Annotated in this window: 19 protein-coding genes; 7 read left to right on the top strand and 12 right to left on the bottom strand. The window is 70.4% G+C overall.

The window, feature by feature from the left end:
* Nucleotide 1: 1 nt before the first annotated feature.
* Genes glgC through IF11_RS0100475 form a run of 3 tightly spaced genes read right to left on the bottom strand, consistent with a single transcriptional unit; the run spans nucleotide 2 to nucleotide 3,236 of the window.
* Nucleotides 2-1,219 (bottom strand): glucose-1-phosphate adenylyltransferase, encoded by a 1,218-nt coding sequence (gene glgC / locus IF11_RS0100485; RefSeq protein WP_030349322.1) that lies wholly within the window; start codon nucleotides 1,217-1,219, stop codon nucleotides 2-4.
* Nucleotides 1,220-1,261: 42 nt separating this feature from the next.
* Nucleotides 1,262-2,434, bottom strand: a complete 1,173-nt coding sequence (gene glgA / locus IF11_RS0100480) for a glycogen synthase (RefSeq protein ID WP_030349321.1) — start codon at nucleotides 2,432-2,434, stop codon at nucleotides 1,262-1,264.
* A gap of 43 nt (nucleotides 2,435-2,477) precedes the next feature.
* Entirely contained in the window at nucleotides 2,478-3,236 is a 759-nt protein-coding gene (locus IF11_RS0100475; RefSeq protein ID WP_051745293.1) for a (2Fe-2S)-binding protein, read from the bottom strand.
* Between the two features lie 117 nt (nucleotides 3,237-3,353).
* On the opposite strand from IF11_RS0100475, the gene IF11_RS0100470 reads away from it, so the two are divergent.
* The gene (locus tag IF11_RS0100470) at nucleotides 3,354-4,397 is read left to right on the top strand and encodes a DMT family transporter (RefSeq protein ID WP_116641176.1); all 1,044 of its coding nucleotides are present in this window, start codon (nucleotides 3,354-3,356) and stop codon (nucleotides 4,395-4,397) included.
* On the opposite strand, the gene IF11_RS0100465 is transcribed toward IF11_RS0100470, so the two are convergent.
* Nucleotides 4,278-5,609 (bottom strand): peptidoglycan DD-metalloendopeptidase family protein, encoded by a 1,332-nt coding sequence (locus IF11_RS0100465; RefSeq protein ID WP_030349318.1) that lies wholly within the window; start codon nucleotides 5,607-5,609, stop codon nucleotides 4,278-4,280. The genes IF11_RS0100470 and IF11_RS0100465 overlap by 120 nt on opposite strands.
* A 240-nt stretch (nucleotides 5,610-5,849) precedes the next feature.
* On the opposite strand from IF11_RS0100465, the gene IF11_RS0100460 reads away from it, so the two are divergent.
* Both IF11_RS0100460 and IF11_RS0100455 read left to right on the top strand, forming a co-directional pair.
* Entirely contained in the window at nucleotides 5,850-8,417 is a 2,568-nt protein-coding gene (locus IF11_RS0100460; protein ID WP_425315180.1) for a glycoside hydrolase family 3 C-terminal domain-containing protein, read from the top strand.
* Between the two features lie 16 nt (nucleotides 8,418-8,433).
* Nucleotides 8,434-9,600 carry a LacI family DNA-binding transcriptional regulator gene (locus IF11_RS0100455; RefSeq protein WP_030349316.1) on the top strand — a complete coding sequence of 389 codons (1,167 nt, stop codon included), beginning with the start codon at nucleotides 8,434-8,436 and terminating at the stop codon, nucleotides 9,598-9,600.
* A gap of 145 nt (nucleotides 9,601-9,745) precedes the next feature.
* On the opposite strand, the gene IF11_RS0100450 is transcribed toward IF11_RS0100455, so the two are convergent.
* Nucleotides 9,746-11,110 (bottom strand): ROK family transcriptional regulator, encoded by a 1,365-nt coding sequence (locus IF11_RS0100450; protein WP_078490268.1) that lies wholly within the window; start codon nucleotides 11,108-11,110, stop codon nucleotides 9,746-9,748.
* 142 nt (nucleotides 11,111-11,252) lie between these two features.
* Between IF11_RS0100450 and IF11_RS0100445 the strand changes: the two genes are divergently transcribed.
* The 4 genes from IF11_RS0100445 to IF11_RS0100430 are packed head-to-tail and all read left to right on the top strand — an operon-like array spanning nucleotide 11,253 to nucleotide 15,816.
* Nucleotides 11,253-12,566, top strand: coding sequence for an ABC transporter substrate-binding protein (locus tag IF11_RS0100445; protein WP_030349314.1), 1,314 nt, complete (start codon nucleotides 11,253-11,255; stop codon nucleotides 12,564-12,566).
* A gap of 10 nt (nucleotides 12,567-12,576) precedes the next feature.
* Entirely contained in the window at nucleotides 12,577-13,587 is a 1,011-nt protein-coding gene (locus tag IF11_RS0100440; RefSeq protein ID WP_030349313.1) for a carbohydrate ABC transporter permease, read from the top strand.
* Complete coding sequence (locus tag IF11_RS0100435) at nucleotides 13,580-14,440, top strand: carbohydrate ABC transporter permease (protein WP_030349312.1); 861 nt, start codon at nucleotides 13,580-13,582, stop codon at nucleotides 14,438-14,440. The genes IF11_RS0100440 and IF11_RS0100435 overlap by 8 nt, the downstream gene beginning before the upstream one ends.
* Nucleotides 14,441-14,460: 20 nt before the next feature.
* Nucleotides 14,461-15,816 (top strand): GH1 family beta-glucosidase, encoded by a 1,356-nt coding sequence (locus tag IF11_RS0100430; RefSeq protein ID WP_030349311.1) that lies wholly within the window; start codon nucleotides 14,461-14,463, stop codon nucleotides 15,814-15,816.
* An 85-nt stretch (nucleotides 15,817-15,901) separates the two neighbouring features.
* Here IF11_RS0100430 and IF11_RS0100425 read toward each other — a convergent pair whose 3' ends face one another.
* From IF11_RS0100425 to IF11_RS0100395, 7 genes are all read right to left on the bottom strand, one after another.
* Nucleotides 15,902-16,846, bottom strand: a complete 945-nt coding sequence (locus IF11_RS0100425) for a PfkB family carbohydrate kinase (RefSeq protein WP_030349310.1) — start codon at nucleotides 16,844-16,846, stop codon at nucleotides 15,902-15,904.
* Nucleotides 16,843-17,832 (bottom strand): zinc-dependent alcohol dehydrogenase family protein, encoded by a 990-nt coding sequence (locus IF11_RS0100420; RefSeq protein ID WP_030349309.1) that lies wholly within the window; start codon nucleotides 17,830-17,832, stop codon nucleotides 16,843-16,845. The genes IF11_RS0100425 and IF11_RS0100420 overlap by 4 nt, the downstream gene beginning before the upstream one ends.
* Nucleotides 17,832-18,731, bottom strand: coding sequence for a carbohydrate ABC transporter permease (locus IF11_RS0100415; protein ID WP_030349308.1), 900 nt, complete (start codon nucleotides 18,729-18,731; stop codon nucleotides 17,832-17,834). The genes IF11_RS0100420 and IF11_RS0100415 overlap by 1 nt, the downstream gene beginning before the upstream one ends.
* Nucleotides 18,728-19,708 (bottom strand): carbohydrate ABC transporter permease, encoded by a 981-nt coding sequence (locus tag IF11_RS0100410; RefSeq protein ID WP_030349307.1) that lies wholly within the window; start codon nucleotides 19,706-19,708, stop codon nucleotides 18,728-18,730. The genes IF11_RS0100415 and IF11_RS0100410 overlap by 4 nt, the downstream gene beginning before the upstream one ends.
* On the bottom strand, nucleotides 19,705-21,066 hold the full coding sequence (locus tag IF11_RS0100405; RefSeq protein WP_030349306.1) for an ABC transporter substrate-binding protein: 1,362 nt from the start codon (nucleotides 21,064-21,066) through the stop codon (nucleotides 19,705-19,707). The genes IF11_RS0100410 and IF11_RS0100405 overlap by 4 nt, the downstream gene beginning before the upstream one ends.
* A gap of 113 nt (nucleotides 21,067-21,179) precedes the next feature.
* Nucleotides 21,180-21,941, bottom strand: a complete 762-nt coding sequence (locus IF11_RS0100400) for a DeoR/GlpR family DNA-binding transcription regulator (protein WP_030349305.1) — start codon at nucleotides 21,939-21,941, stop codon at nucleotides 21,180-21,182.
* A gap of 341 nt (nucleotides 21,942-22,282) precedes the next feature.
* Nucleotides 22,283-24,052, bottom strand: a complete 1,770-nt coding sequence (locus IF11_RS0100395) for a discoidin domain-containing protein (RefSeq protein WP_030349304.1) — start codon at nucleotides 24,050-24,052, stop codon at nucleotides 22,283-22,285.
* Between the last annotated feature and the right edge of the window lie 97 nt (nucleotides 24,053-24,149).

Genomic DNA, 24,149 nt, shown 5'->3' with positions numbered 1-24,149 from the left:
GTCAGGCGACCACCTGTCCCTTGCCCAGTGCGATGATCCCGTTCTTGGAGACGGTGTACAGCTCCCGGTCGCGGCCCGGGTTGACGCCGATCGTCGCGCCCGGTGGTACGTCCACGTTCTTGTCGAGGATCGAGCCGCGCACCACCGCTCCGCGTCCCACCCGTACGTTGTCGTGCAGCACGCAGCCCTGCACCACCGCGCCCTCCGCCACCACCACGCCCGGGGAGAGCACGGAGCGGGTGACCTGGCCTCGGATGACGCAGCCGGGGCCGACGATCGACTCGCTCGCGATGCCGCCCGACACGAAGCGCGCGGGCGGGAGTTGGTCGGAGTGGGTGTAGATGGGCCAGCGGCGGTTGTCGAGGTCGAAGGCGGGGTGGTGCGAGATCAGGTCCATATGGGCGTCGTAGTACGAGTCGAGCGTGCCCACGTCCCGCCAGTAGCCGTGCTCGCGCGGTGATTCGCCCGGTACGTGGTTGTCCTGGAAGTCATAGACCTGGGCCATGCCCCGCTCGGTGAGCATCGGCAGGATCGAACCGCCCATGTCGTGTACGGAGTTCTCGTCCTCGGCGTCCCGGTGCAGGGCGTCGACCAGGACCTTCGTGGTGAAGAGATAGTTGCCCATCGAGGCGAACACCCGCTCGGGGTCGCCCGGCAGACCGGGCGGGTCGGCCGGTTTCTCCAGGAAGCCCTGCACCTGCGTGCCGTCCGCGGCGGGGGTGATGACGCCGAAGGACGAGGCCTCGGCGCGCGGCACCCTGATGCCGGCGACGGTGACGCCCGCGCCGTTCTCGATGTGCTGTCCGAGCATCTGCCGGGGGTCCATCCGGTACACATGGTCGGCGCCGAACACCGCTATGTAGTCCGGCTGTTCGTCATGGACGAGGTTGAGGGACTGGAGGATCGCGTCCGCGCTGCCCAGATACCAGCGCGGTCCGAGCCGCTGCTGGGCGGGGACCGGGGTCACATAGTTGCCGAGCAGGCTGGACATCCGCCAGGTGGTGCTGACATGGCGGTCCAGTGAGTGCGACTTGTACTGCGTGAGCACGCAGATGCGCAGGATGTCGGCGTTCACGAGATTCGAGAGGACGAAGTCGACGAGACGGTACGTACCGCCGAAGGTCACCGCCGGTTTGGCCCGGTCCGCGGTGAGCGGCAGCAGGCGCTTGCCCTCCCCGCCGGCCAGTACGATCCCGAGCACCGAAGGTCCACCGCGCATGGCCGCTCCCTTTGTTCGGACCTGTTCCGGACCTGTTTCGCACTATTCGGACGTGAGCAGCTCCTCGTACACCGCGTACGTACGGCGGGCCACCTGGTCCCAGCCGAACTCCCGCACCGCGCGCCGCCGGCCGGCCGCCCCCATCCGGGCCGCCGACTCCGGATCGTCGAGCACGCGGTTGAGCGCTTCGGTCAGGCCCGACTCGAAGGCTTCCGGGTGGCGTTCGTCGTACGGCACGAGCAGTCCGGTACCGCCGTCGTCCACGACCTCGGGGATTCCGCCCACCGCCGAGGCGACCACGGCCGTGCCGCACGCCATCGCCTCCAGATTGACGATGCCGAGCGGCTCGTACACCGAGGGGCAGGCGAACACCGCCGCGTGGGTGAGGAGTTGGATCACCTCGGGGCGCGGCAGCATCTCAGGGATCCAGTGCACACCGTCGCGCGTGCGCCCCAGCTCCTCGACCAGCTCACGGAACTCGGCACCGATCTCGGGGGTGTCCGGGGCGCCCGCGCACAGCACCAGCTGGGCGCCGGGGTCGAGGGCGCGGGCGGCGCGCAGCAGATGCGGGACGCCCTTCTGGCGGGTGATACGGCCGACGAAGAGCACGAAGGGGCGGTCGGGGTCGATGCCGATCCGGTCCAGTACGGCGGTCCCCCGGTCCGGGCGGTAGAGGCGGGTGTCGATGCCGTTGTGGACGACCCGCACCCTGTCCGGGTCGAGCGAGGGATAGCAGGCGAGGATGTCGTCGCGCATGCCCCGGGAGACGGCGATGACGGCGTCCGCGCCCTCGACGGCCGTGCGCTCGGCCCAGCTGGAGAGGGCGTAACCGCCGCCGAGCTGCTCGGCCTTCCAGGGGCGCAGCGGCTCCAGGCTGTGCGCGGTCATCACATGCGGGATGCCGTAGAGCAGCTTGGCGACATGGCCGGCGAGATTGGCGTACCAGGTGTGGGAGTGGACCAGTTCGCGGCCCTCCAGGGCGGCGGCCATCGCCAGGTCCACCGAGAAGGTGCGCAGCGCGTCATTGGCTCCGTCGAGTCCGGCGGCGGCCCGGTGGCGTACCACCCCGGCCGCGGGATCCGCCTCGTCGCCGCCCCAGCAGTGCACTTCCAGCTCGGTTAGGGAGCGCAACTCCCGTGCCAGGAACTCCACATGGACGCCGGCTCCGCCGTAGACATCCGGTGGATACTCGCGGGTGAGCAGCCCGAGTCTCACGCCATCCCCCCGTCCTCGCCCGGCGATCGCAGCCCTGTCATGGTCACCCGGAAACCGTCCGTGCGGAAGACCGCCGCGGTGGCCGGTCGAAGACGCAGTCCCCGCACAGCCCGCCCGACGGGCACCGGTAGTAGAGACAGCAGCTGCGCCGGCGAAACGATCCGGCCACCGCATCTCCCGTGCCGCGCAGGTCCGGGTGGGCGAACAGCTCGGCGGCCAGCGCCCCGGCCCGTTCCGCCACCTCCGGCCTGCCGTTCGCCTCTCCCCAGACGGTCAGTTCCCGTACGGCTCCGGCCAGCGCGGAGCCCGCGTTTCCCCACAGCAGCCGGGGCGAGATCCGGCCATCGCGTCGCAGGGCCTCGGCGAGCGGGACGAGATGGCCGTACTGCACCACCTCGCGCACGGCCTCGGCGGTGCCGGGCAGCGCGCGCGGGCCGGTCAGCAGGAGATCGTCCGGTGAGGTCAGCTCCGGGTCCCAGTGGAGGCGGCGCGGGTCCAGATCGGGGACCGTGTCCGCGAGTACGGCGCCGCCGAGCGCGATCGACCAGAGCCGGGCCGCGAGGCCGAGCTGCGCCACGGAGGCACCGATCCTGCGCTCGGGCGCGCGCAGCCGGGCCGCGACCTTGTCGACGCGGGCGGTGAGCGGGGCGATGTCGCCCGCGTACACCCGGGCCAGCGGAGCATGGCCGGCGGCGGGTGCTCCCGTGCGCAGGGCGAAGAATCCGCCCACGGCCGCGACCCGCGCCAGGACGGGCTCCAGGTCCGCCGGCCCGATCCGGTCCGTACCTTCCACCCGGTCCATCCCGCCCATCCCCTCCATAGGACTACATCCCGCCCCACTCTGTACTACGACAGCAGTACGCCGGAATGACCTCTACAGGACGACGCCGAAATCACGCCGGCGAGAGATCGTGGCCCCATGAGTGCACTCGCGCTGTCCGTGCTGTTGTCCCTGGTCTCGGCGGTCGCCTACGCCGCCGGAGCGATCCTCCAGGAACGCGTCGCGACGGACACCCCCGACCTCCCGTACGCACCCCTGCACCACGGGGTCTGGTGGGCCGCCGTGGCCCTCAACGGCCTGGGCGCGGCGCTGCATGTCGTCGCGCTGGCGTACGGACCGCTCAGCCTGGTCCAGCCGCTCGGTGCGCTCACGATCGTCTTCGCGCTGCCCATGGCGGCGCTCTTCGTCGGCCGCAGGGCCGGGCACACCGCCTGGCGGGGCGCGCTCATGGCGTCCGTGGGGCTGGCCGGACTGCTGGCGCTGACCGACGGCGCCGCCTCCCGGTCGCTGGCCGGCGGGGAGCGGCTGGTGCTGGCCGCGGCCACCTTCGGGGCCGTGGGGCTGCTCTTCCTGGTCGCGCGGGTGGTGCGGCGCCCGGTCGTACGGAGCATGCTGCTGGCGGGCGCGGCCGGTGCCGCGTTCGGGGTCGCCTCGGTCTTCACCAAGACCGTCGCCATGGACTGGACCTCGGAGGCGCCGACCGCGCAGGCGCCGAGCCTGGTGGTGATCGCGGTCCTCGCGGCCTGCGGGCTGCTGCTCTCGCAGGCCGCCTACCGGGGCGCGGGGCTGGCCGCGCCGCTGGCCACGGTGACCGTCGTCAATCCGGTGGTGGCCGCGGCCGTGGGACTCACGCTGTTCGACGAGCAGTTCCGGTACGACGTGCCCGGTACGGTCCTGGCGCTGGGCTCGGGTGTGGTCGCGGCGGGCGGGCTGATCCTGCTCACCACCGAGCGTCTCGCCGTACAGACGGCACGGACACCTGAGGCACGGCAGCACACGGCGGGGTCACCGGCCGCGCGGCCGTCTTCATGGGACCGGCCGCCGGACGACGCCGAGGCCCCGTCAGATCCTGACGCCGCGCTCTCGCAGGTAGGCGAGGGGGTCGATGTCGGATCCGTACCCCGGCCCCGTACGCATCTCGAAGTGGAGATGCGGTCCGGTGCTGTTGCCGGTGGATCCTGACCGCGCGATCCGCTGGCCGCTGCCGACCTGCTGGCCCTCGCGCACATTGAGCGCGGAGAGATGCGCGTACTGGCTGTACTTGCCGTCTCCGTGCCGGATGACGACCTGATAGCCGTACGACCCCTCCCAGCCGGCCGAGACCACATGACCGGCGGCGACGGCCTTCACCGACGTGCCGGTGGGGACGGGGAAGTCCACGCCCGTGTGATAGCCGCTGGCCCAGGAGCCGGACTGGCGGTACTGCGTGCCGGTGGAGGCGGAGACCGGGGCGGTGGCCCCGGCCGTCTTCGGCTTCTCGGCGCGGACGGGCGTCTTGGCCTGCTCGCGCTTCTCGGTCTGCCGCGGCTTCTCGGTCTCCTTCGGCTTCTCCGCCTGCTGGGGCTTCTCGGCTTCCTTGGGCTTCTCCGCCTGCTTCGGCGGGGCGGCGGGCTTGGGCTGGGCGACGGGCTTCGCCGTCTGCTTCGGCTTCTCGGCCGGGGCGGGCCGCGTCTTGGGCTGGGCGGGGGCGCTGCCCTTCGGCGGCGCCTGGACATGCAGGACCAGCTTCTGGCCCGGGAAGATCAGATCGGGGTCGCTGCCGATGAGCCGGCGGTTCTCCTCGTACAGCCGCTGCCAGCCGCCCTTGACCGACTCGTCGACGGCGATCTCGGAGAGCGAGTCGCCACGGGCGACGGTGTAGCCCTCGCGCTGGGTCGGCACGGAGGTGGGCGACGCCTTCTCACGCGCGACGGGCGCGCTCTTCGTCCGGATCGGGCCGCTGGTCTGCTGGGTCGCCGTACGGGGCGCGTTCGCGGCGTCGCGGGCCTGGTCCGGCGTGATGTCCGGCGCGTCGCCGCCCCGGGCCAGTCCGGCGCGGACCGAGCAGGCGGGCCAGGCGCCGGGGCCCTGCCCCTTGAGCACCTTCTCCGCGACGGCGATCTGCTGGTCCTTGGTCGCGAGGTCGGCGCGCGGGGCGTAACTCCCGCCGCCGTACGCCTCCCAGGTGGACTGGGTGAACTGGAGCCCGCCGAAGTAGCCGTTAGCGGTGTTGATCTGCCAGTTGCTGGTCGACTCGCAGGCCGCGACCTTCTCCCAGACATCGACCGAGGCCGCGTGTGCCGTACCCGCGGCGATGAACGGCAGCGCCATCCCCGCACCGCCGGCTGTCACAGTCAGGGACGCGCGGTTGATACGGCTCGGCTGGTATCGGCGGTGCCGACCGGTTGCGGCCATGGCTGGGCTCCCCCACTGGCTGTAGGACACGTCACAGGCGGCCAACTTAGAGGCTTGTCACAGATCATGACAAGACCTCAGCTACTCCCCGGCCGCCCCTGAGCACTCAGCGTGCCACCCCGGACCCGGCCGCGTCTCAAGGAGCCGCATATTGGCCGCCGTTGACAGGGCCGCCGGGGTCCGGGGAATCTGTGCGAGGGGAGCGGGAGAGCGCTCTCCCATCGCGCGAAGGGGGCAGGCATGAACGGGGCGGGGAAGAACGCGGCGGGGCTGAACGGAGCAGGCATGGACGGGGCGGGCCTGACCGGCGAAGAGATCGGCCATCTGCTGGAGAAGCTGGATCTCGGACAGAAGGTGCGTCTGCTGACGGGCGCGAGCAATTGGCGCACGTACGCCGAACCGGCCATCGGACTGCGGGCGCTCACCTTCTCCGACGGGCCGGCGGGGGTACGCGGCGACGCCTGGGACGAACGGGACACCTCGCTCGTCCTGCCCTCCCCCACCGCGCTCGCCGCCGCCTGGGACGACGAACTGGCCGCCGAGCTGGGCGGACTGCTCGCCACGGAGGCCCGGCGCAAGGGCGTCGACGTCCTGCTCGCGCCCACCCTCAATCTGCACCGGTCACCGCTGGGCGGGCGGCACTTCGAGTGCTTCTCCGAGGACCCGCTGCTGACGGGGCGCACCGGCGCCGCGCTGATCGGCGGCGTCCAGTCCGGCGGTGTCGCGGCCACCGCCAAGCACTTCGTCGCCAACGACGCGGAGACCGACCGGCTCACCGTGGATGTGCGGGTGGACGAACAGACGCTGCGCGAGGTCTATCTCGCCCCCTTCGAAGCCGCCGTCGAGGCCGGTGTCCGGGTGGTGATGTCCGCGTACAACCAGGTCAACGGGGTCACGATGGCGGCGGCGCCGCTGCTGGAACAGCCGCTCAAGAGCGAGTGGGGCTTCGACGGCCCGGTCGTCTCCGACTGGGGCGCGGTGCGCTCCCTGCTCGACACGGCCCGCGCCGCGCAGGACCTGGCGATGCCGGGCCCCGGCGGTCCATGGGCGGACGGGCTGCGTGCCGCCGTGGAGCAGGGGCTCGTCCCCATGGAACGGATCGACGACAAGGTACGGCGACTGCTCCGGCTGGCCGACCGGGTGGGCGCCCTGGGCGGTCCACCCCGGGTACGGCGGCCGACGGACCCGCCGACTGCCGCGCCCGGGGCCCCGCCCCGCGCGCTGCTGCGCCGTGCGGTCGCCGCGGGCACCGTCCTGCTGCGCAATGACGGGGAGTTGCTGCCCCTCGACCCCGCGCGGCTGCGCTCCGTCGCGGTCATCGGGGCGCATGCCGCGGCGGTACGGATCCAGGGCGGCGGCAGCGCGGAGGTGTTCCCCGCCTCGCTGGTCTCGCCGCTGGACGGCATCAGGGCGGCCCTGGCCGGGACCGCCGAGGTGACGTACTCCCCCGGCCTGCCCCCGAGCGCGCTGCCCAGGCCGCTGGATCCGGTACGGACCGACGGGCCGCCCACCCGCGATCCCGTCAGCGGTGAACCGGGCGTACTGGTACGGCTGTTGGACGCCGACGGCGCCGAACTCCACGCGGAGCACCGGCTGTCCGGCCGGATCGTGGAACCGGCCAGGGTGGCGGGCGCGGAGACCGTGGAGATCCGGGCCCTGATCCGGCCCCGCCAGGAGGGCGAGTGGACGCTCGCGGTCGGCGGCTGGGGACCGCTCTCCCTCGCCGTCGCGGGCCGGACCCTGCTGTCGGGCACCTTCCCGCTGGACTCCGACGATCCGACCCGGGTCCATGTCGCCCCGCCGTACCGGTCCGTACGTACCGCGCTGGCGGCCGGAGAGGAGGTGGAGGTGGTCGCCCGGCGCGGACTCGCCCCCGGCACCGGTGTGGCGACGATCCTGGCCGCCGCCCCGCCCCTGGGCGACGCCGCGACGGCGCTCGCCTCGGCCGTCGCCGCGGCCCGGGACGCGGACGCCGCCGTGGTCGTCGTGGGCACCACCGAGGAGAGCGAGTCGGAGGGCCGCGACCGCGACACGCTCGGACTGCCCGACGGCCAGGACGCGTTGATACGGGCCGTGGTCCGCGCCAATCCCCGTACGGTCGTGATCCTCAACACGGGCGGCCCCGTCGCACTCCCCTGGCGCGCCGAGGTGCCCGCGCTGCTGCTCGCCTGGTTCCCGGGGCAGGAGGCCGGGGACGGGCTGGCCGACGTACTGTTCGGCCACGCCGAGCCGGGCGGCCGGCTGCCCACCACCTGGGCGGCTGCCGAGGAGGACGTGCCCGTCCTGCGCATCCGACCGGAGCGGGGTCGACTCCACTACGCCGAGGGTCCGTTCATCGGCTATCGCGCGTGGCTGCGCTCGGGCACCTCTCCCGCCTACTGGTTCGGCCACGGTCTGGGCTACACCGGCTGGTCGTACGGGGCGATGGAGGCACCGTCCGAGGTGATCGCGGGCCGGCCCTTCGACGTACGGATACGGCTGCGCAACACGGGCCCCAGACGGGGCCGTGAGGTGGTCCAGCTCTATGCGGCCGGGCCCTCGCTCACGGGCGAACCACCCGTGCGGCGACTCGTCGGTTACGCGGCGGTCGTCGCGGACCCGGGCGAGGAAGTCGTCGCGGTGGTACGGGTGGACGGCCGGGCGACGGAGCGCTGGTCGATGGAGCGCCACCGCTGGGAGACCGTGCCGGGCGAGCTGCTGCTGCGCGGCGGCCGGTCGGCCGGAGACCTGCCGCTCAGCGCGGTGATCACGGTGTCCGGGCCTCCCGGGCGGTCACCGGGGGCGGCCACGGAGAGCGCTCTCCGCTGATGCTATAAATGGGGGCATGACGGAAGACCCGAGACCGGCCGGTTCACCCACGCTGGAGGATGTGGCGCGAGCGGCCGGCGTCTCGCGCGCCACGGTCTCACGGGTCGTCAACGGGGTCCGCAATGTCGACCCGGTGATACAGGAATCCGTACGGCAGGCGGTGGCCGCGACCGGCTACACCCCCAACCGCGCGGCCCGCTCCCTGGTGACCCGTCGTACGGACGCAATCGCCCTGGTGGTCTCGGGCGCGGGGGACGATCCGACTCCGGAGGACGAGACCGGCGGCGCGCACCCCGCGGGATCGACGGGCGGCGACGGTGGCGGGCACCACGCCGGATCGACCCGCGGCGCGCACGACCCCGATGAGCCCGACGGCGGGGCCGGGGCCTCCTTCACCGCCCAGGTGTTCGCCGACCCGTTCTTCGGCCGGGTGGTGACGGGGGTCGTCAACTACCTCCGGCCGCGCGGGATGTACCCGGTCCTGATGTTCGCCGAGACCTCGCGCGCCCGCGACGAGGTCGTCTCGTATCTCCGTCAGGGCAGCGCCGACGGCGCCCTGGTCGTGTCGACCCACGCCGACGATCCGCTGCCCGCCCTGATCACGGACGCCGGGCTGCCCGCCGTTCTGTACGCGCGCCCCTCCCGGCCCACTCGGATCAGCTATGTCGATCTCGCCCACCAGGACGGCGCGCGGCTGGCCGCCGAACATCTGCTGGCACGCGGCTGCCGCCGGATCGCCACGATCACCGGACCGCTGGACGTGCCCGCGGGGCAGGACCGGCTGGCGGGTTTCCGCGACACGATGGCGCGCGCCGGGCAGCCGTACCTCCCCCTCGCCGAGGGCCGGTTCACCCAGGAGAGCGGTGAGGCGGCCATGGCCCGGCTGCTGGCCGAACACCCGGATCTGGACGGTGTGTTCGCGGCGAACGACGTGATGGCGGTGGGGGCCTGCCATGTACTGCGGGAGCACGGCAGACGGGTGCCCGAGGACGTGGCGGTGATCGGGTTCGACGACAGCAGCGCGGCCGTCGCGTGCCGGCCGCCGCTGACCACCGTCCGGCAGCCGGTGGAGGAGATGGCGGCGGAGATGGCCCGGCTGCTGCTCGACCGGCTCGCCGGGTCGGACCGCGCGGTGACGTCGGTGATCTTCGAACCGTCGCTGGTGGTACGCGGATCGGCCTGAGGGTCCGCGTACGCACCCCGGCGTCCCGGCCGGCCCGGAGCCGGCCGGCCCGGGACCGGTTCAGCCCGGGACCGGTTCAGCCCGGGATCCAGTTCAACCCGGAGCCGGTTCAGCCCGGAGCCTGTTCAGCCCGTGACCGCGCCCGTCATGAGGGCTCCGACGTGGCGGGAGCCGCGGAGGAGGCGGAGGCGCGCCGCCAGCGCTGCGGCGCCGCCACCCCGGCCGGCTCGCCCGGGGCGGGAGCCGCCTGACCGGGAACGCTCCGGCGGCTCCCGCCCCGGGCGAGGAACGCGGCGAGCGGCAGCGTGGCCGCGCCGACCGTGACCGCGTCCGGGCCCAGTTCGCCCAGCTCGATCGTGGTACGCGCCGCCGCGTGGCCCAGTGCGTACTGCTCCGCGTGGCGCCGGATCGCGGGCAGCAGATGCGGGCCGATGAGCAGCCCGGCCCAGCCGCCGAGCAGGATGCGCTCGGGCAGGAACAGATTGATCAGATCGCCGACCGCCGCGCCCAGGCATTCGGCGGTGTCGTCCAGGAGCGAGACGGCCAGCGGGTCGGGCGGGGGCCCTCCGGGTCCGGGGAAGGCCGCGACCAGCAGGGCGGCGATCGCGGTCTCGTCGTCCGCGTCCTCGGGGAGCGAACCGCCCGCCTCGCACCAGCGTTCGCGCAGCGCCTCCGCTCCGGCGTACGCCTCCAGACAGCCGATGGAGCCGCAGCGGCAGCGACGGCCGCGCATCCGCACGGTGGTGTGGCCCCATTCGAGGGCGCTGCCCCGGCCGCTCTCCTCGATCAGGGCGCCGCCGTGGATGACGCTCGCGCCGATGCCGGAGCCGATGAGCGCGATGGCGGCGGTGCCCGCGCCCCGGCCGCCGCCGAACCACATCTCCGCCTGGCCGAGGGTCTTGGCACCGTTGTCGATGAACAGCGGTACGTCGGAGGGGACTTCGAGGACCGCGCGGAGCAGCTTCTCGAAGGGCACCGCGTGCCAGCCGATGGTGGGGCCGTGGACCGTGGCTCCGGCCGGGCCGCCGCGTTCGATGATGCCGGGGACTCCGATGCCGATGCCGAGGAGCCGCTCCGGATCGGCCCCGGCGTCGCGCAGTACATCGGAGACGCCGATACGGACATGGTTCACGATGCGTTCGACGTCGTAGCCGTGCCGGGCGGGGCCCAGCAGCCGGTCGGTGCGGGCCAGTTCGGTGAGCGACAGATCGAACAGCTCGACCCGGACGCGGGTCTCGCCTATGTCGATGCCGATGAGCAGGCCGCCGCCGGGTGCGACCCGCAGCAGGGTACGGGGACGGCCGCCGTCGGAATCGACCACGCCGGCTTCTTCCAGGAGGCCCTCGGCTGCCAGTTCCGCCACGACGTTGCTGATGGATCCTGAACTCAGACCGGTGGCGGGTCCGAGCTCCTGGCGGCTCAGCGGACCGTCGAAATACAACCGTTGCACAACCCGGGCACGGTTCCCCCTGCGCAGGTCACGCACCGTCCGTCTGCTGCGTTCTGCCATGTTGCTCCTTCCCTGGACGCAACATACCCCGGTCGCAGACCTTGACGCGACCTTCGCTCACCTCTTAAATCACGTCATAAATTAAGTCATGGAGGCCGTTCGACTCTCGAACGCAGCCATCCCCGGAAAGGGGCCACCTCACATGCGCACAGTCAGAGCCGCAGCAGCCATCGCCCTCGCCAGTGCCCTCACCGCCGTCGCCGGATGCGGCGGAGGCTCCTCGTCCGGCGGCGGTGGCAGCAACGAGTCACCGAAGACGCTCACCTACTGGGCGTCCAACCAGGGGCCCAGCATCGAGGCGGACAAGAAGATACTCACCCCCGAACTGAAGAAGTTCGAGAAGGAAACCGGGATCAAGGTCAAGCTGGAGGTGGTCCCCTGGGCCGACCTGCTCAACCGGATCCTCGCCGCCACCACCTCGGGACAGGGCCCCGATGTGCTGAACATCGGCAACACCTGGTCGGCCTCGCTCCAGGCCACCGGCGCGCTGCTGCCGTGGGACCAGAAGAACTTCGACGCGATCGGCGGCCGGGACCGGTTCGTCGACTCGGCGGTCGCCTCGGCCGGTGCGGAGGGTCAGGACCCCTCCGCCGTGCCGCTGTACTCGCTGGCGTACGCGCTCTACTACAACAAGAAGATGTTCGCCGACGCCGGGATCTCACAGCCGCCGGCCACCTGGGACCAGCTGATCGCCGACGGCAGGAAGATCTCCAAGGACGGCAAGTGGGCGCTCGGCGCCGAGGGCGCCAACCTCTCGAACAACATCCACCAGGTCTTCGCCCTCGGTAAGCAGCACGGCGCCGACTTCTTCGACAAGGCGGGCAAGCCGACCTTCACCTCCGACGGCGCCGTCGCCGCCGTGAAGCAGTACATCGACTTCATGGCCAAGGACAAGATCATCGCTCCGGGCAACGCGGAGTACGCGCAGAACCAGTCCCTCCAGGACTTCGCCAAGGGCAAGACGGCCATGGTCCTGTGGCAGGCCGCGGCCTCGACCTTCGCCTCCCAGGGCATGAAGCCCGAGGACTGGGGCGTGGCGCCCGTACCGGTCCCGTCCGGCACTCCCGGCACCGGCCAGAACCTCAACTCCATGGTCGCCGGCATCAATATCGCCGTGTTCAACAACACCAAGAACATCGACGGCGCGAAGAAGTTCGTGAAGTTCATGACGAGCGACGCCGAACAGAAGCTGCTGAACAAGACCTACGGCTCCGTGCCGCCCGTCAAGGCCGCGCAGGAGGACCCGGCGTTCTCCGCCTCGGACGTGAAGGTCCTGCGCGACACCCTGGCCACCAGCGCCGCGCCGCTCCCCCAGGTCGCGAACGAGTCGCAGTTCGAGACGACCGTCGGCACGGCCGTCAAGGGCCTGTTCGCCGACGCCGCGGCGGGCAAGCCGGTGACCACCGAATCCGTCAAGGCGGCCCTGACCAAGGCCCAGCAGCAGATGGCGCAGTGAGGCCCTCCCCATGACCGTCATCGTGACCCCCAGCAGTGGGCACAAGGCGGGCGATACGGAGAAGACGGACGGCGGGGGTGCGCGCGGACGGCGTCTGCCGCGCATCCCCGACCGGATCCGTCAGGGCGGTCTGCCCTATCTCCTGCTGCTGCCCGCCGTCGTCCTCGAACTGCTCATCCACCTGATCCCGATGGTGATCGGGATCTGGGTGAGCTTCCGGCAGCTCACCCAGTTCTTCATCCGGAACTGGGGCAACTCCCCCTTCGCCGGCTTCGACAACTACAAGATCGCCATCGACTTCGATGCCCCGATCGGTCAGGCACTGCTCCACTCGTTCCTGGTGACCTGCGCCTTCACCGTGCTCTCCGTCGGGCTGTCCTGGCTGTTCGGGGTGACGGCGGCGATCATGCTCCAGGAGAACTTCCGCGGCCGGAGCGTCCTGCGGACGATCTTCCTCGTCCCGTACGCCCTGCCCGTGTACGCGGCGGTGATCACCTGGGCGTTCATGTTCCAGCACGACAACGGCCTCATCAATCACGTGCTGTACGACCAGCTCGGCCTCACCGACAGACCGTCGTTCTGGCTGATCGGCAACAACAGCTTCATCGCGCTGGTCGTCGTCTCGCTCTGGAAGTCCTGGCCCTTCGCGTTCCTGATGCTGATGGCGGCGCTCCAGAACATCCCGCGTGACCTCTACGAGGCCGCCTCCATCGACGGAGCGGGCATCTGGCAGCAGATCCGCACGATCACACTGCCGTCGCTGCGCCCGGTCAACCAGGTGCTGGTGCTCGTGCTGTTCCTGTGGACGTTCAACGACTTCAACACGCCGTATGTGCTGTTCGGCAAGTCGGCGCCGGAAGCGGCGGATCTGATCTCGATCCATATCTACCAGTCGTCGTTCGTCACCTGGAACTTCGGCTCGGGATCCGCCATGTCCGTTCTGCTGCTGCTCTTCCTGCTGCTGGTCACGGCGGTCTATCTGTTCCTCACCTCCCGGGGAAGGAAGGGCTCGGATGTCTAGGCCCAGGTCTCCCATCGCACCGCCGCGGTCGTTCATCTGGACGCGCCGCGTCGTACTGACGGCGCTGGCGGCCTTCGCGCTGCTGCCCGTCTATGTGATGGTCAGCAGCTCGCTCAAGCCGCTCCAGGACGTCTCCGGGAAGTTCCAGTGGTTCCCGACGAACCTGACGATCCGCCCGTACTTCGACATCTGGAAGACCGTCCCGCTCGCCAAGTACTTCGTGAACTCGCTGATCGTGGCGGGTTCGGCGACGGTGCTGTCCGTGGTGATCGCGGTGTTCGCCGCCTACGCGGTGAGCCGCTACCGCTTCCGCGGCAAGCGTGTCTTCACCGTCACGGTGCTCTCCACCCAGATGTTCCCCGGCATCCTCTTCCTGCTTCCGCTGTTCCTGATCTTCGTGAACATCGGGAACAGCACAGGCGTCGAGCTGTACGGCTCGCGCGGCGGTCTGATCCTCACCTATCTGACGTTCTCGCTGCCGTTCTCCATCTGGATGCTGATCGGATACTTCGACTCCATCCCGAGGGAGCTCGACGAGGCCGCCATGGTGGACGGCTGCGGACCCATCCGCGCCCTGTTCCGTGTGGTGGTACCCGCCGCGGTCCCCGGGATCGTCGCCGTCGCCGTCTACGCGTTCATGACGGCGTGGGGCGAAGTCCTCTTCGCCTCCGTCATGACCAACGACGCCACCAGGACCCTCGCCGTCGGTCTCCAGGGCTACGCCACCCAGAACGACGTCTACTGGAACCAGATCATGGCCGCTTCGCTGGTCGTCAGCGTGCCGGTGGTCGTCGGGTTCCTTCTTCTCCAGCGCTACCTCGTCGCCGGCCTGACCGCGGGCGCCGTGAAGTGACCCCTCCAGAAAGGCAGTCCGTGAACGACCTCAACGCCCTTCCCCACGATTTCGCCTGGGGCGTCGCCACCGCCGCGTACCAGATCGAGGGAGCCGTGGCCGAGGACGGCCGTGCCCCCTCGATCTGGGACACGTTCTCGCACACCCCGGGCACGATCGACAACAACGACAACGGCGATGTGGCCTGTGACCACTACCACCGCGTGCCCGAGGACATCGGGCTGATGAAGCGGCTCGGTGTGGACGCGTACCGCTTCTCGCTGGCCTGGCCGCGGGTCATCCCCGGCGGCGACGGACCGGTGAACAAGGCCGGCCTGGACTTCTACGACCGGCTGGTGGACGGCCTGCTGGACGCCGGCATCACACCGTTCGCCACGCTCTACCACTGGGATCTGCCGCAGGCGCTCCAGGACCGGGGCGGCTGGCCGGTCCGGGACACCGCCGAGCACTTCGCGCGGTACGCGTCCGTCGTCGCCGAGCGTCTGGGCGACCGGGTGAAGGACTGGGCGACCCTCAACGAGCCGCTGTGCTCGTCATGGATCGGCCATCTCGAAGGCACGATGGCGCCGGGGATCACCGATCTCACGGCGGCCGTACGCACCTCGTTCCATCTCCATCTCGGACACGGTCTGGCGGTACAGGCGCTCCGCGCGGCCTCCTCGGACGCCCGGGTCGGCATCGTCAACAACCTCAGCCCGATCGAGCCGGCGAGCGACAGCGAGGCCGACCGCGCGGCGGCGGTACGGGCCGACGGCCACACCAACCGCTGGTGGCTCGACCCGATCCATGGCCGCGGCTATCCGCAGGACATGCTCGATCTGTACGGCGTGGAGCTGCCCGCGCGCCCCGGCGATCTGGAGACCATCGCGGCGCCGCTGGACTGGCTGGGGCTGAACTACTACTTCCGCCAGATCGTGCGGGACGACCCCACTGGGGCCGCCCCGTTCGCCCGGCAGATCGACGTACCGGACGCGCGCCACACCCATATGGGCTGGGAGGTGCACGCCGACGGTCTGGAGCAGCTGCTGCTGCGGCTGACCGAGGAGTACGGCGCGCGGCGCGTCTATGTCACCGAGAACGGCGCGGCCTTCCCCGACACCGTCGCCGCGGACGGCACGGTCGACGACCCCGAGCGTGCCCGGTATCTGGACGAGCATCTGGCGGCCTGCGCGCGGGCGGTGGCGAAGGGCGCCCCGCTCGCCGGGTACTTCGCCTGGTCGCTGATGGACAACTTCGAGTGGGCGTACGGCTACGACAAGCGGTTCGGTCTGGTCCATGTGGACTACGAGACGCAGCGGCGCACCATCAAGGGCAGCGGCCACCACTACGCGGACATCATCCGCGCGGCGAACGCCCGTGGCCGCAAGGCCGCCTGACCCCGGACACCCAACGGCGACGGCCGGAGCCGCCACCCCTTACCGACGGGGTGGCGGCTCCGGCCGTTACGGACGTGCCCGGAGGTCAGCCGAGGTCGTCGTCGGGCAGCGAGGGTTCCGTACCGGTCTGGGCGACCACCGAGGCAGCCACCCGGGAGGCCAGGACGAGCATCTCCTCCACCCGGTCGCGCGACAGCCCGGCCACCCCGCCCTCGCGGTGCGCGCCGTTGGTGCTCAGCCAGGTGAGGACACCCGCCATGAACGCGTCGCCCGCGCCGATGGTGTTGACCACCTCGACGGGCACCGCGGGCACGGAGACCGGTTCCGCGGAGCCCGCGTAGGCCGTGCTGCCCTTGGCGCCGCGGGTGAGGATCACGAGCCGGCCCTGCCCCGCCAGCCGCCGGCAGGTCTCGTCGGGATCGGTGTCCGGCCACAGGCGCGCGAGATCCTCGTCGCTCGCCTTGACGACCTGCGCCAGTTCGCACAGCTCACGCAGCCGGCGCGCGCTCGGCTCCGGGTCGATGGTCCGGTCCTCGCGCACATTGGGGTCCACCACCAGCAGGGACCGTTCGGCGCCCGCGCGGGCGGTGGCCGCGACCGCTCCGGCCGCCGGTTCGACGACCGCGGCGACCCCGCCCACGTACACCGCGGCGAACCGGTCCACCACCGCGGAGTGGTCCGGCAGCCGGAAGGTCGCGGTGTCCTGGAGATGGAAGTGGTAGCTCGTGCCGTCCGGGCCCGGGTCGGCGACCGCGAGCGTCGTGGGCAGCTCCGAGCGTGCGCACAGGCCCAGTTCCGTACCGGCCGAGACCAGCCGCTGTTCGATCATCCGGGCGAAGCCGTCGCCGCCGAGGGCGCCGGCGAACCAGCTGGGCGTGGCGAGCCGGGCCAGCCCCGCGGCGACATTGGCGGGCGCGCCGCCGGGCTGGGCCCGGTAGAGCTCCGGCTCGTCCGGCACCGGTACGAGGTCGATCAGCGCCTCGCCCATCACCAGGACAGCGCCGGAGCGGACCGCGGGACCCTCACTCACGGCTGGACCACGATCTTGCGGCCCTGGCCCGCCTTGAACCGCTCGATCGCCTGCGGGTACTGCTCCAGCGGCAGCCGGTCGCTGATGAAGACCGCGGGGTCGAGAACGCCGGTGGCGAAGAGCGCGGCGGCCCGCTCGTAGCTGTGCAGCACCGCCATGGAGCCGGTGATCGTGATCTCCTGGTTGTAGATGCGGTACGGCTCGATGACCGCGGTCGTCGCGTAGTCGGCGACGCCGAACTGGAGGAACGTACCGCCCTTGGCGACCCGGCCGAGGCCGTCCTGGATGGCGCCCGCGTTGCCGGTGGCGTCGATCACGACATCCCAGCCGCCCGGCCGGTCGAACTCCTCCGCCGAGGCGCCGGAGCGCGAGCAGCCGAGCTTGTTGGCGGTCGCGAGCCGCTCCGGGTTGATGTCCAGGACATCGACGCCCGCGGCGCCGGTGCGCTTGGCCAGCTCCAGCATCATCAGGCCCATGGTGCCGGAACCGTAGATCAGCACGTCCGCGCCGAGGGTGGAGCGGAGCACGTCGTAACCGCGGACCGCGCAGGACAGCGGCTCGATCAGCGCCGCGTCCTTCACATCGATGTGCTCGGGCAGCTTGACGCAGTTGGCGACCGGCGCGACGGCGAACTCGGCCGCGCCACCCGGCTTGCTGACGCCGATCGCGTTCCACCGGTCGCACAGATTGCCCCGGCCGGAGCGGCAGTACCGGCATTCGTTGCAGTACAGCGACGGGTCGACAGCGACCTTGTCGCCCACGGACAGTTCGGTGACCTCGGAGCCGATCTCGACGATCTCCCCGGCGAACTCATGGCCGGGCACGATGGGCAGGGTGGGCGCGAACTCGCCCTGGAGAATATGCAGATCGGTACCGCAGATCCCGCACGCGGCGACGGCGACAACCACATCCCGGGGGCCGGGGGTGGGGTCGGGAACCGTCGTGACGGAGACCTTGCCGACGGCTTCGACGATCGCTGCCCTCATTACTTAACAGCTCCAAGAGAAAGGCCCTGGACCAACTTGTCCTGGGCGGCGAAACCTGCGGCGAGCACCGGCAGGGACACAACGACGGACGCGGCGCACAGCTGGGCGAGGAAGAGCCCCTGGCTGGTCACGAAGCCCGTCAGGAATACGGGTGCGGTCTGAGCCGTCACACCGGTGAGCACCCTGGCGAAGAGCAGCTCGTTCCAGCTGAAGATGAAGCAGATCAGCGAGGTGGCCGCGATACCGGGCGCGGCCACCGGCGCCACCACCCGCATCAGCACCGTGGGCAGCCGGGCGCCGTCCACCTGCGCGGCCTCGATGATGGAGACCGGCACATCCGCGAGGAAGGACTGCATCATCCATACCGCGATCGGCAGATTCATCGAGGTGTAGAGGATGACGAGCAGCCAGATGTTGTCCAGCATGCCGACGTTCTTGGCGAAGAGATACACCGGAAGCAGCCCGGCGACGACGGGCAGCATCTTCGTGGAGAGGAAGAAGAACATGACGTCCGTCCACTTCTCCACCCGCTTGATGGAGAGCGCGTACGCCGCCGGGAGCGCCAGCACCAGCACGAACAGCGTGGAGAACAGCGACGCCGTCAGGGAGTTGATCAGCGGCGGCCAGGGGCTGGCGCCGCCTCCCTCGCCGAAGAAGACCCGGTAGCTGTCGAGGGTGAGGGGCGCGCCGACGGACGGCGGGTTGGTCGCCGCGTCCGTCTCCGAGTGGAAGGAGGTCAGCAGCATCCACAGCGCCGGCAGACAGAAGACGATGCCGACGATCCAGGCCAGCAGCCCGAGCCCGGCGGAGCGCCGCCTGGCCCGCCGGGCGGCGGGGGCGTACTTGTCGATGCGGGGGCGTGACGCCGTAGCGGTGTTCGGTACGGAGAGTGTGCTCATCGGTTCGCCTCCTCACTGAAGAGGGACGAGACGACACGCAGGGCGAAGGTCGCGATCACGATGGTGCCGATCACGACGACGACTCCGGCGGCCGAGGCCAGTCCGTACTCGTGAGCCTGGTAGAAGGTCTGGTAGATGGTGTACGGGAGGTTCGCGGTGCCGAGTCCGCCCGAGGTGAGCGTGAACACCGCGTCGAAGTTCTGCACGATGTAGATCGATCCGAGCAGAACGCCCAGTTCCAGATAGCGGCGCAGATGCGGCACGGTCAGGAAGCGGAACATCTGCCAGCCGGTCGCGCCGTCCAGCTTCGCGGCCTCCATGATCTCGGCGGGCCTGCTCTGCAGCCCGGCGAGCAGGATGAGCATCATGAACGGCGTCCACTGCCAGACCAGGGATGCCTCGACCGCCAGCAGCGGCATGTCGGAGATCCAGTCGGGCTGGGCGGGGCTGGAGACTCCGAAGAGTCCGGTGAACCACGCCCAACCGCCGTTGAGCAGGCCGTACTCGGGGTTGTAGAGGACGTGCTTCCACATCAGCGCGGCCGAGACGGGCACCAGCAGGAACGGCGTGATGAGCAGCGTACGGACGAAGCCGCGGCCGATGAACTTACGGTCGAGCAGCAGGGCCAGCAGCAGTCCGAGGACCACGCTGACGATCACCACGCTCGCGGTGAGCAGCACGGTCGTGAAGACCGACTCGCGCAGACTCGCGTCGGTGAAGACGGAACCGTAGTTGGAGACCCCCGCGAAGCTGCGGTCGTCGGGGGCGAGCGAGTTCCAGTCGAAGAGCGAGATCACCAGCGTCGCCACGAACGGCAGCTGGGTGACCGCGATCAGGAAGACCAGGGCGGGCAGCAGCGGGGCACGGGTGGCCCAGGCGCGGGCCCGGCCCGGGGCCCCCCGGCCGGCGCGCCGGGGCGCCGAGGGGCGCTTGGCGCCGGCCGGGGAGAGTGGGGGGGTGCTGACGGAGGTACTCACTTCTGGTCCTTGCCTACCTTCTCGGCGAGCGCCTGCGAGTTCTTGAGCGCCTCGGCGACCGACTTCTTGCCGGCGATGGCCGCGCTGATCTCCTGCGAGACCTTGGTGCCGAGGTCCGTGAACTCGGGGATGTCGACGAACTGGATGCCGACGGTGGGACGCGGCTGGGTGCCCGGGTCACGCGGGTTGGCGTTGGCGATGGCCTCCTTGGTGACCTCGGCGAAGGCCGCCGCGTCCTTCAGATAGTCCGGGTTGGCGTACGTGGAGGCGCGCTTGCCGGCGGGCACATTGGACCAGCCGATCTTCTCGCCGACGAGGTTCTCGTACTCCTTGCTGGACGCCCAGGAGATGAACTTCCACGCGTTCTCGGTCTTGGTGGACGCCTTCTGCATGCCCCAGGCCCAGGTGTACAGCCAGCCGGAGCTGTCCGTCTTGTCCACCGGCGCGGGTACGTAGCCGATCTTGCCCTTGACCGGGGATCCCTTGGCCTCCAGCGAGCCGGCGCCGGCGGTGGCGTCGTACCACATGGCCGACTTGCCCTGCGTCATGTTGTTCAGGCACTCGGCGTAGCCGGCCTGGGGCGCGCCCGCCTCGCCGTGCTTGCGTACCAGATCGACATAGAACTGGGTGGCCTTGGTGAACTCGGGGGAAGTGAGCTGCGCCTCCCAGTCCTTGGTGAACCATGTGCCGCCCATGGTGTTGACGACGGTGGTCAGCGGGGCGATGACCTCGCCCCAGCCGGGCAGCCCGCGCAGACAGATGCCCTTCATGCCCGCCTCCGCGCCGTCCGCCTTGGCGGCGAGGTCGGCGACCTGCTGCCAGGTGGGCTTCGCGGGCATCGTCAGGTTCTTCGCCTCGAAGACGTCCTTGCGGTACATCAGGAAGGACGACTCGCCGTAGAAGGGCTGGCCGTAGAGCTTGCCGTCCTCCGCGGTGAGGGACTCCTGGAGGGGCTTGAGGATGTCGCCCTGGTCGAAGGCCTTGTCCTTGGCGGTGTAGTCGTCGAGCGCGTGCAGCCAGCCGTTCTTCGCGAAGAAGGGCACCTCGAAGTTGCTGATGGTGGCGACGTCGTACTGGCCGGCCTGGTTGGAGAAGTCCTGGGTGATCTTGTCGCGGACGTCGTTCTCCGGGAGCACCGTGAAGTTGACCTTGATGCCGGTGTCCTTGGTGAAGTTGTCCGCGGTCAGCTTCTGCAACTCGACCATCTGCGGGTTGTTCACCATGAGCACATTGAGGGTGTCACCCCCTCCGGACGAGGAGGCGCCGCCCGCGCCGCTGCACCCCGCGAGAAGGGCCACCAGGGCCGCGCTCGCACCCACACGCACGCGGAAGTCGCGTCGTCGTTGCTGGAGGGGCATGAGATTTCTCCTGATCATCGTTACGAGAGGGGTTCGGGGACGGCTCTGCCCCGCCTCCGGACCGGGGATCGGACCGGGGGAAGAGGACGAAATGGGGGTTGGTGCCCGCTGATTCAGACGCGGATGACCTGCGGGCCCAGCAGTGAGTACCGCTGCGCCTCGGCCGACGGCAGTCCCGCGTCCGTCACGATCGATTCGAAATCGCCGACCTCCGCGAAGCGGCAGAAGCTGACGGCGCCGAACTTGGTGTGGATCCCGGCGAAGACCCGGCGGCGGGCGCTGCGCATGGCCTGGGCCTTCACCTCGCTGACGGCCGGATCGGGGGTGGTGAGGCCGTACTCGCGGGAGATGCCGTTCGCTCCGACGTACGCCAGGTCGATGACGAAGTCGGAGAGCATTCTGGTGGTCCAGTGATCGACCGTGGCCATGGTGGACCCGCGCACCCGCCCGCCGAGCAGCAGTACGGCGATCTTCTCGGCCTCGGCGAGCGCGGTCGCCACGGCGAGGGAGGCGGTGACCACGGTCAGCTGGCGGTCGCGCGGCAGCGCCTCGGCGACGAGCTGGGGGGTGAAACCCTCGTCGACGAAGACCGTTTCCGCGTCTCCCAGGAGATCGGCGGCGGCCGCCGCGATCCGTGACTTCTGAGGTACGAGCCGGGTGGTCCGTACCGCGAGAGTCGTCTCGAACCCGGCGCTCTCGACCGGGTAGGCACCGCCGTGGGTACGCCGTACCAGTCCATGACCTTCCAGGGCGTGCAGATCACGCCGGACGGTCTCCTTCGCGACCCGGAGCTTCGTGGCCAGTGCGCTGACTTCCACTGACCCGTCACGTCGGGCGATCTCAAGAATTTCTCGTCGTCGTTCGTCGGTGTCCACGGTGACACACTTCCCTGCTTTGCTGCGGCTCAGCACCCGTTCGGGCTCATGGGTCGTTTGTACAAGCAAGGGACCCGCTGCGACCAGCTTCTTCGCAGCATCGACTGTGTCCGTTCATGCCCGTTTCGTCAAGAACGTTTGCGCTGGTCATCATGGATAGCAGGGTCGGTGTTGCGCGGATCACTGCCCGAATACCACTCCGCGCGTGCCCGATCGACGCCCGATGCGGTCCATGCTTTACGTGCGGACGGCGCCCGTATACGCAAAATCGCCGGCTAAACCTTCCGCGGCGGGCCACGGAGATCCGTGGCCCGCCGCGGGGTTCCGCGCTACCGGTGAGGTCAGCCGTACACCCCGAACTCGTAGAGCGAGTAGCCCCAAGCGGTGCCCCGTACCGTCGAGTTGACCCGCACATAACGGGCGTCCCCGGCGACGTCGTGGTCATCGATCCCGCCGTCGCCGTCGGTGACGGTCCTCAGCGTGGACCAGTCCTGACCGTTGTCGGAGGTCTGGAGGGTGTATCCCTTGGCGTACGCGGCTTCCCAGGCAAGCTGGACATGCCGGAACGTTGTTTTGCGGCCCAGATCGACCTGGATCCACTGCGGATCGCTCCAGTCGCTGGCCCAGCGGGTGTCGAACGAGCCGTCGACGGCGTTGCCCGCGGGGCAGGGACAGCCGGTGCCGCTCGGCTGGTACGAGGAGGCAGTGGCCGGCCTGCCCTGGGCGAGATTGGTCCCGCCGACCGGCGGGGGCACCACCTTGAAGGACTTCGTCTCGATACCGACATTGCCCTTGCCGTCGGAGGCCTTGACATAGACCTTCCACACCCCGAGCCGGTCGGGCGCGGTGACCTTGAAGGTGCCGTTGCCCGCGTCGGTGAACCGGACATCCGTCAACTGCCCCGAATTGTCGAGGTACTTGCTGCCCAGCAGCAGCTGGTACGTGAGCGGGTCGCCGTCCGGGTCCGAGACCGACGTCCGTACGGTGAACTCCCGGCCGGCCGGGACCGAGGCGGCGCCGTCGACCGCCATCGAGGAGATCACGGGCGGAGTGTTGTCGGCGGAGGTGTTGCCGCCGTAGGCCCGCTTCACCGCGTAGTACGAGAGCCGCTTCTGGCCCGCGGGGAGCAGATTGAACCAGACGCCGCCGAAGTCGTACTCGGTGCCGTAGTGGAAGAGTGTCGCACCGAGCGCCACGCCCGGGTGGCCGGTGATACAGCCCCACGCCTTGGTGTAGCCGCTCGCCTTGGCGGTGTCGGCGGGCTCGTCGGGCACGCCGTTGGCGTCGTCGGGCACCTCCCACTCACCGGCGGGACCGCCCTCGGTGACGATATAGGGCTTGGTGTAGCCGCCGTCCTGCCAGGTCTTGCGGATATTGCAGACATCGCCGTAGGAGTTCACCGCGTACAGATCGAGGTCGGGCGCGTTGCGCTTGTAGTACGGCCAGGCCCCGGTCCACGCGTCCGTCGAGGTCACCGGGTGGTTGGGGTCGACCGCGTGGATCTTCTTCGTGATCTCGTTGACGAAGGTGGTGTACGCGTCGCGCTGCTGCTCCAGCGCGGTGCCGCTGTAGCAGTTCTGGAGTCCGAGGACGGACTCATTGCCGACATTCCACATCAGGACGCCGGGGTGGTCCTTGTAGGTGTCCACCCATCTGGGGAACTCCGCGAGCATGTTGTTCTTGTAGGTGGTGTCCGTCAGATAGTCGACACAGCCACCGCTGCCGGGACCACCGCCCGGCTGGAGCCAGAAACCGGCGATGACCTTGACTCCATTGGCCGCCGCCGCGTCGAACAGCGGTTTGCTGGTGGCGTCGGTGCCCCAGGTGCGTACGGTGTTGGCGCCCATCGACTTCACGTCGGGCATGTACCGCGCGGCGTCCGCTACCGCGGGACCCCAGGTCAGGCCCTTGACCTGGTAGGGCGCTCCGTCGACGGTCAGCTGCCAGGAGCCCTGCGATCCGGTGACCTTGACGACACTGCCGGCGGCGTGCGCGGCGGGGGCCGGGAGGGCCACCGCGCAGGCGGCGAAGAGTGCGGCGACGGCGAGCGGGGCCGGACGGCGGGCTCTGCCGGCCGGCCGGTGTACGGGGAGTACGGCGGGTGGGTGCATGGAGGGTCTGTCTCCTCAGGATGTGGGGGGGCGCGGGTGCGGTCTCGTACTCGGGATCGGGGACGGGAGAGCGCTCTCCCCGATGGGCGTGCGGCAC

It is taken from the genome of Streptomyces scopuliridis RB72 (assembly GCF_000718095.1).
GTDB classification, from domain to species: domain Bacteria; phylum Actinomycetota; class Actinomycetes; order Streptomycetales; family Streptomycetaceae; genus Streptomyces; species Streptomyces scopuliridis.
Note: the sequence above shows the minus strand (reverse complement) of the source record. Positions and strands in the feature narration are given on the sequence as shown.

Coding starts and splice junctions, on each gene's coding strand:
- glgC (WP_030349322.1), bottom strand. CDS start 1,219: ATGCGCGGTGGACCTTCGGTGCTCGGGATCGTACTGGCCGGCGGGGAG.
- IF11_RS0100420 (WP_030349309.1), bottom strand. CDS start 17,832: ATGAGGGCAGCGATCGTCGAAGCCGTCGGCAAGGTCTCCGTCACGACG.
- IF11_RS0100450 (WP_078490268.1), bottom strand. CDS start 11,110: ATGGCAGAACGCAGCAGACGGACGGTGCGTGACCTGCGCAGGGGGAAC.
- IF11_RS0100460 (WP_425315180.1), top strand. CDS start 5,850: ATGAACGGGGCGGGGAAGAACGCGGCGGGGCTGAACGGAGCAGGCATG.
- IF11_RS0100445 (WP_030349314.1), top strand. CDS start 11,253: ATGCGCACAGTCAGAGCCGCAGCAGCCATCGCCCTCGCCAGTGCCCTC.
- IF11_RS0100440 (WP_030349313.1), top strand. CDS start 12,577: ATGACCGTCATCGTGACCCCCAGCAGTGGGCACAAGGCGGGCGATACG.
- IF11_RS0100415 (WP_030349308.1), bottom strand. CDS start 18,731: ATGAGCACACTCTCCGTACCGAACACCGCTACGGCGTCACGCCCCCGC.
- IF11_RS0100475 (WP_051745293.1), bottom strand. CDS start 3,236: ATGGACCGGGTGGAAGGTACGGACCGGATCGGGCCGGCGGACCTGGAG.
- IF11_RS0100405 (WP_030349306.1), bottom strand. CDS start 21,066: ATGCCCCTCCAGCAACGACGACGCGACTTCCGCGTGCGTGTGGGTGCG.
- IF11_RS0100435 (WP_030349312.1), top strand. CDS start 13,580: ATGTCTAGGCCCAGGTCTCCCATCGCACCGCCGCGGTCGTTCATCTGG.
- IF11_RS0100465 (WP_030349318.1), bottom strand. CDS start 5,609: ATGGCCGCAACCGGTCGGCACCGCCGATACCAGCCGAGCCGTATCAAC.
- IF11_RS0100455 (WP_030349316.1), top strand. CDS start 8,434: ATGACGGAAGACCCGAGACCGGCCGGTTCACCCACGCTGGAGGATGTG.
- IF11_RS0100470 (WP_116641176.1), top strand. CDS start 3,354: ATGAGTGCACTCGCGCTGTCCGTGCTGTTGTCCCTGGTCTCGGCGGTC.
- IF11_RS0100395 (WP_030349304.1), bottom strand. CDS start 24,052: ATGCACCCACCCGCCGTACTCCCCGTACACCGGCCGGCCGGCAGAGCC.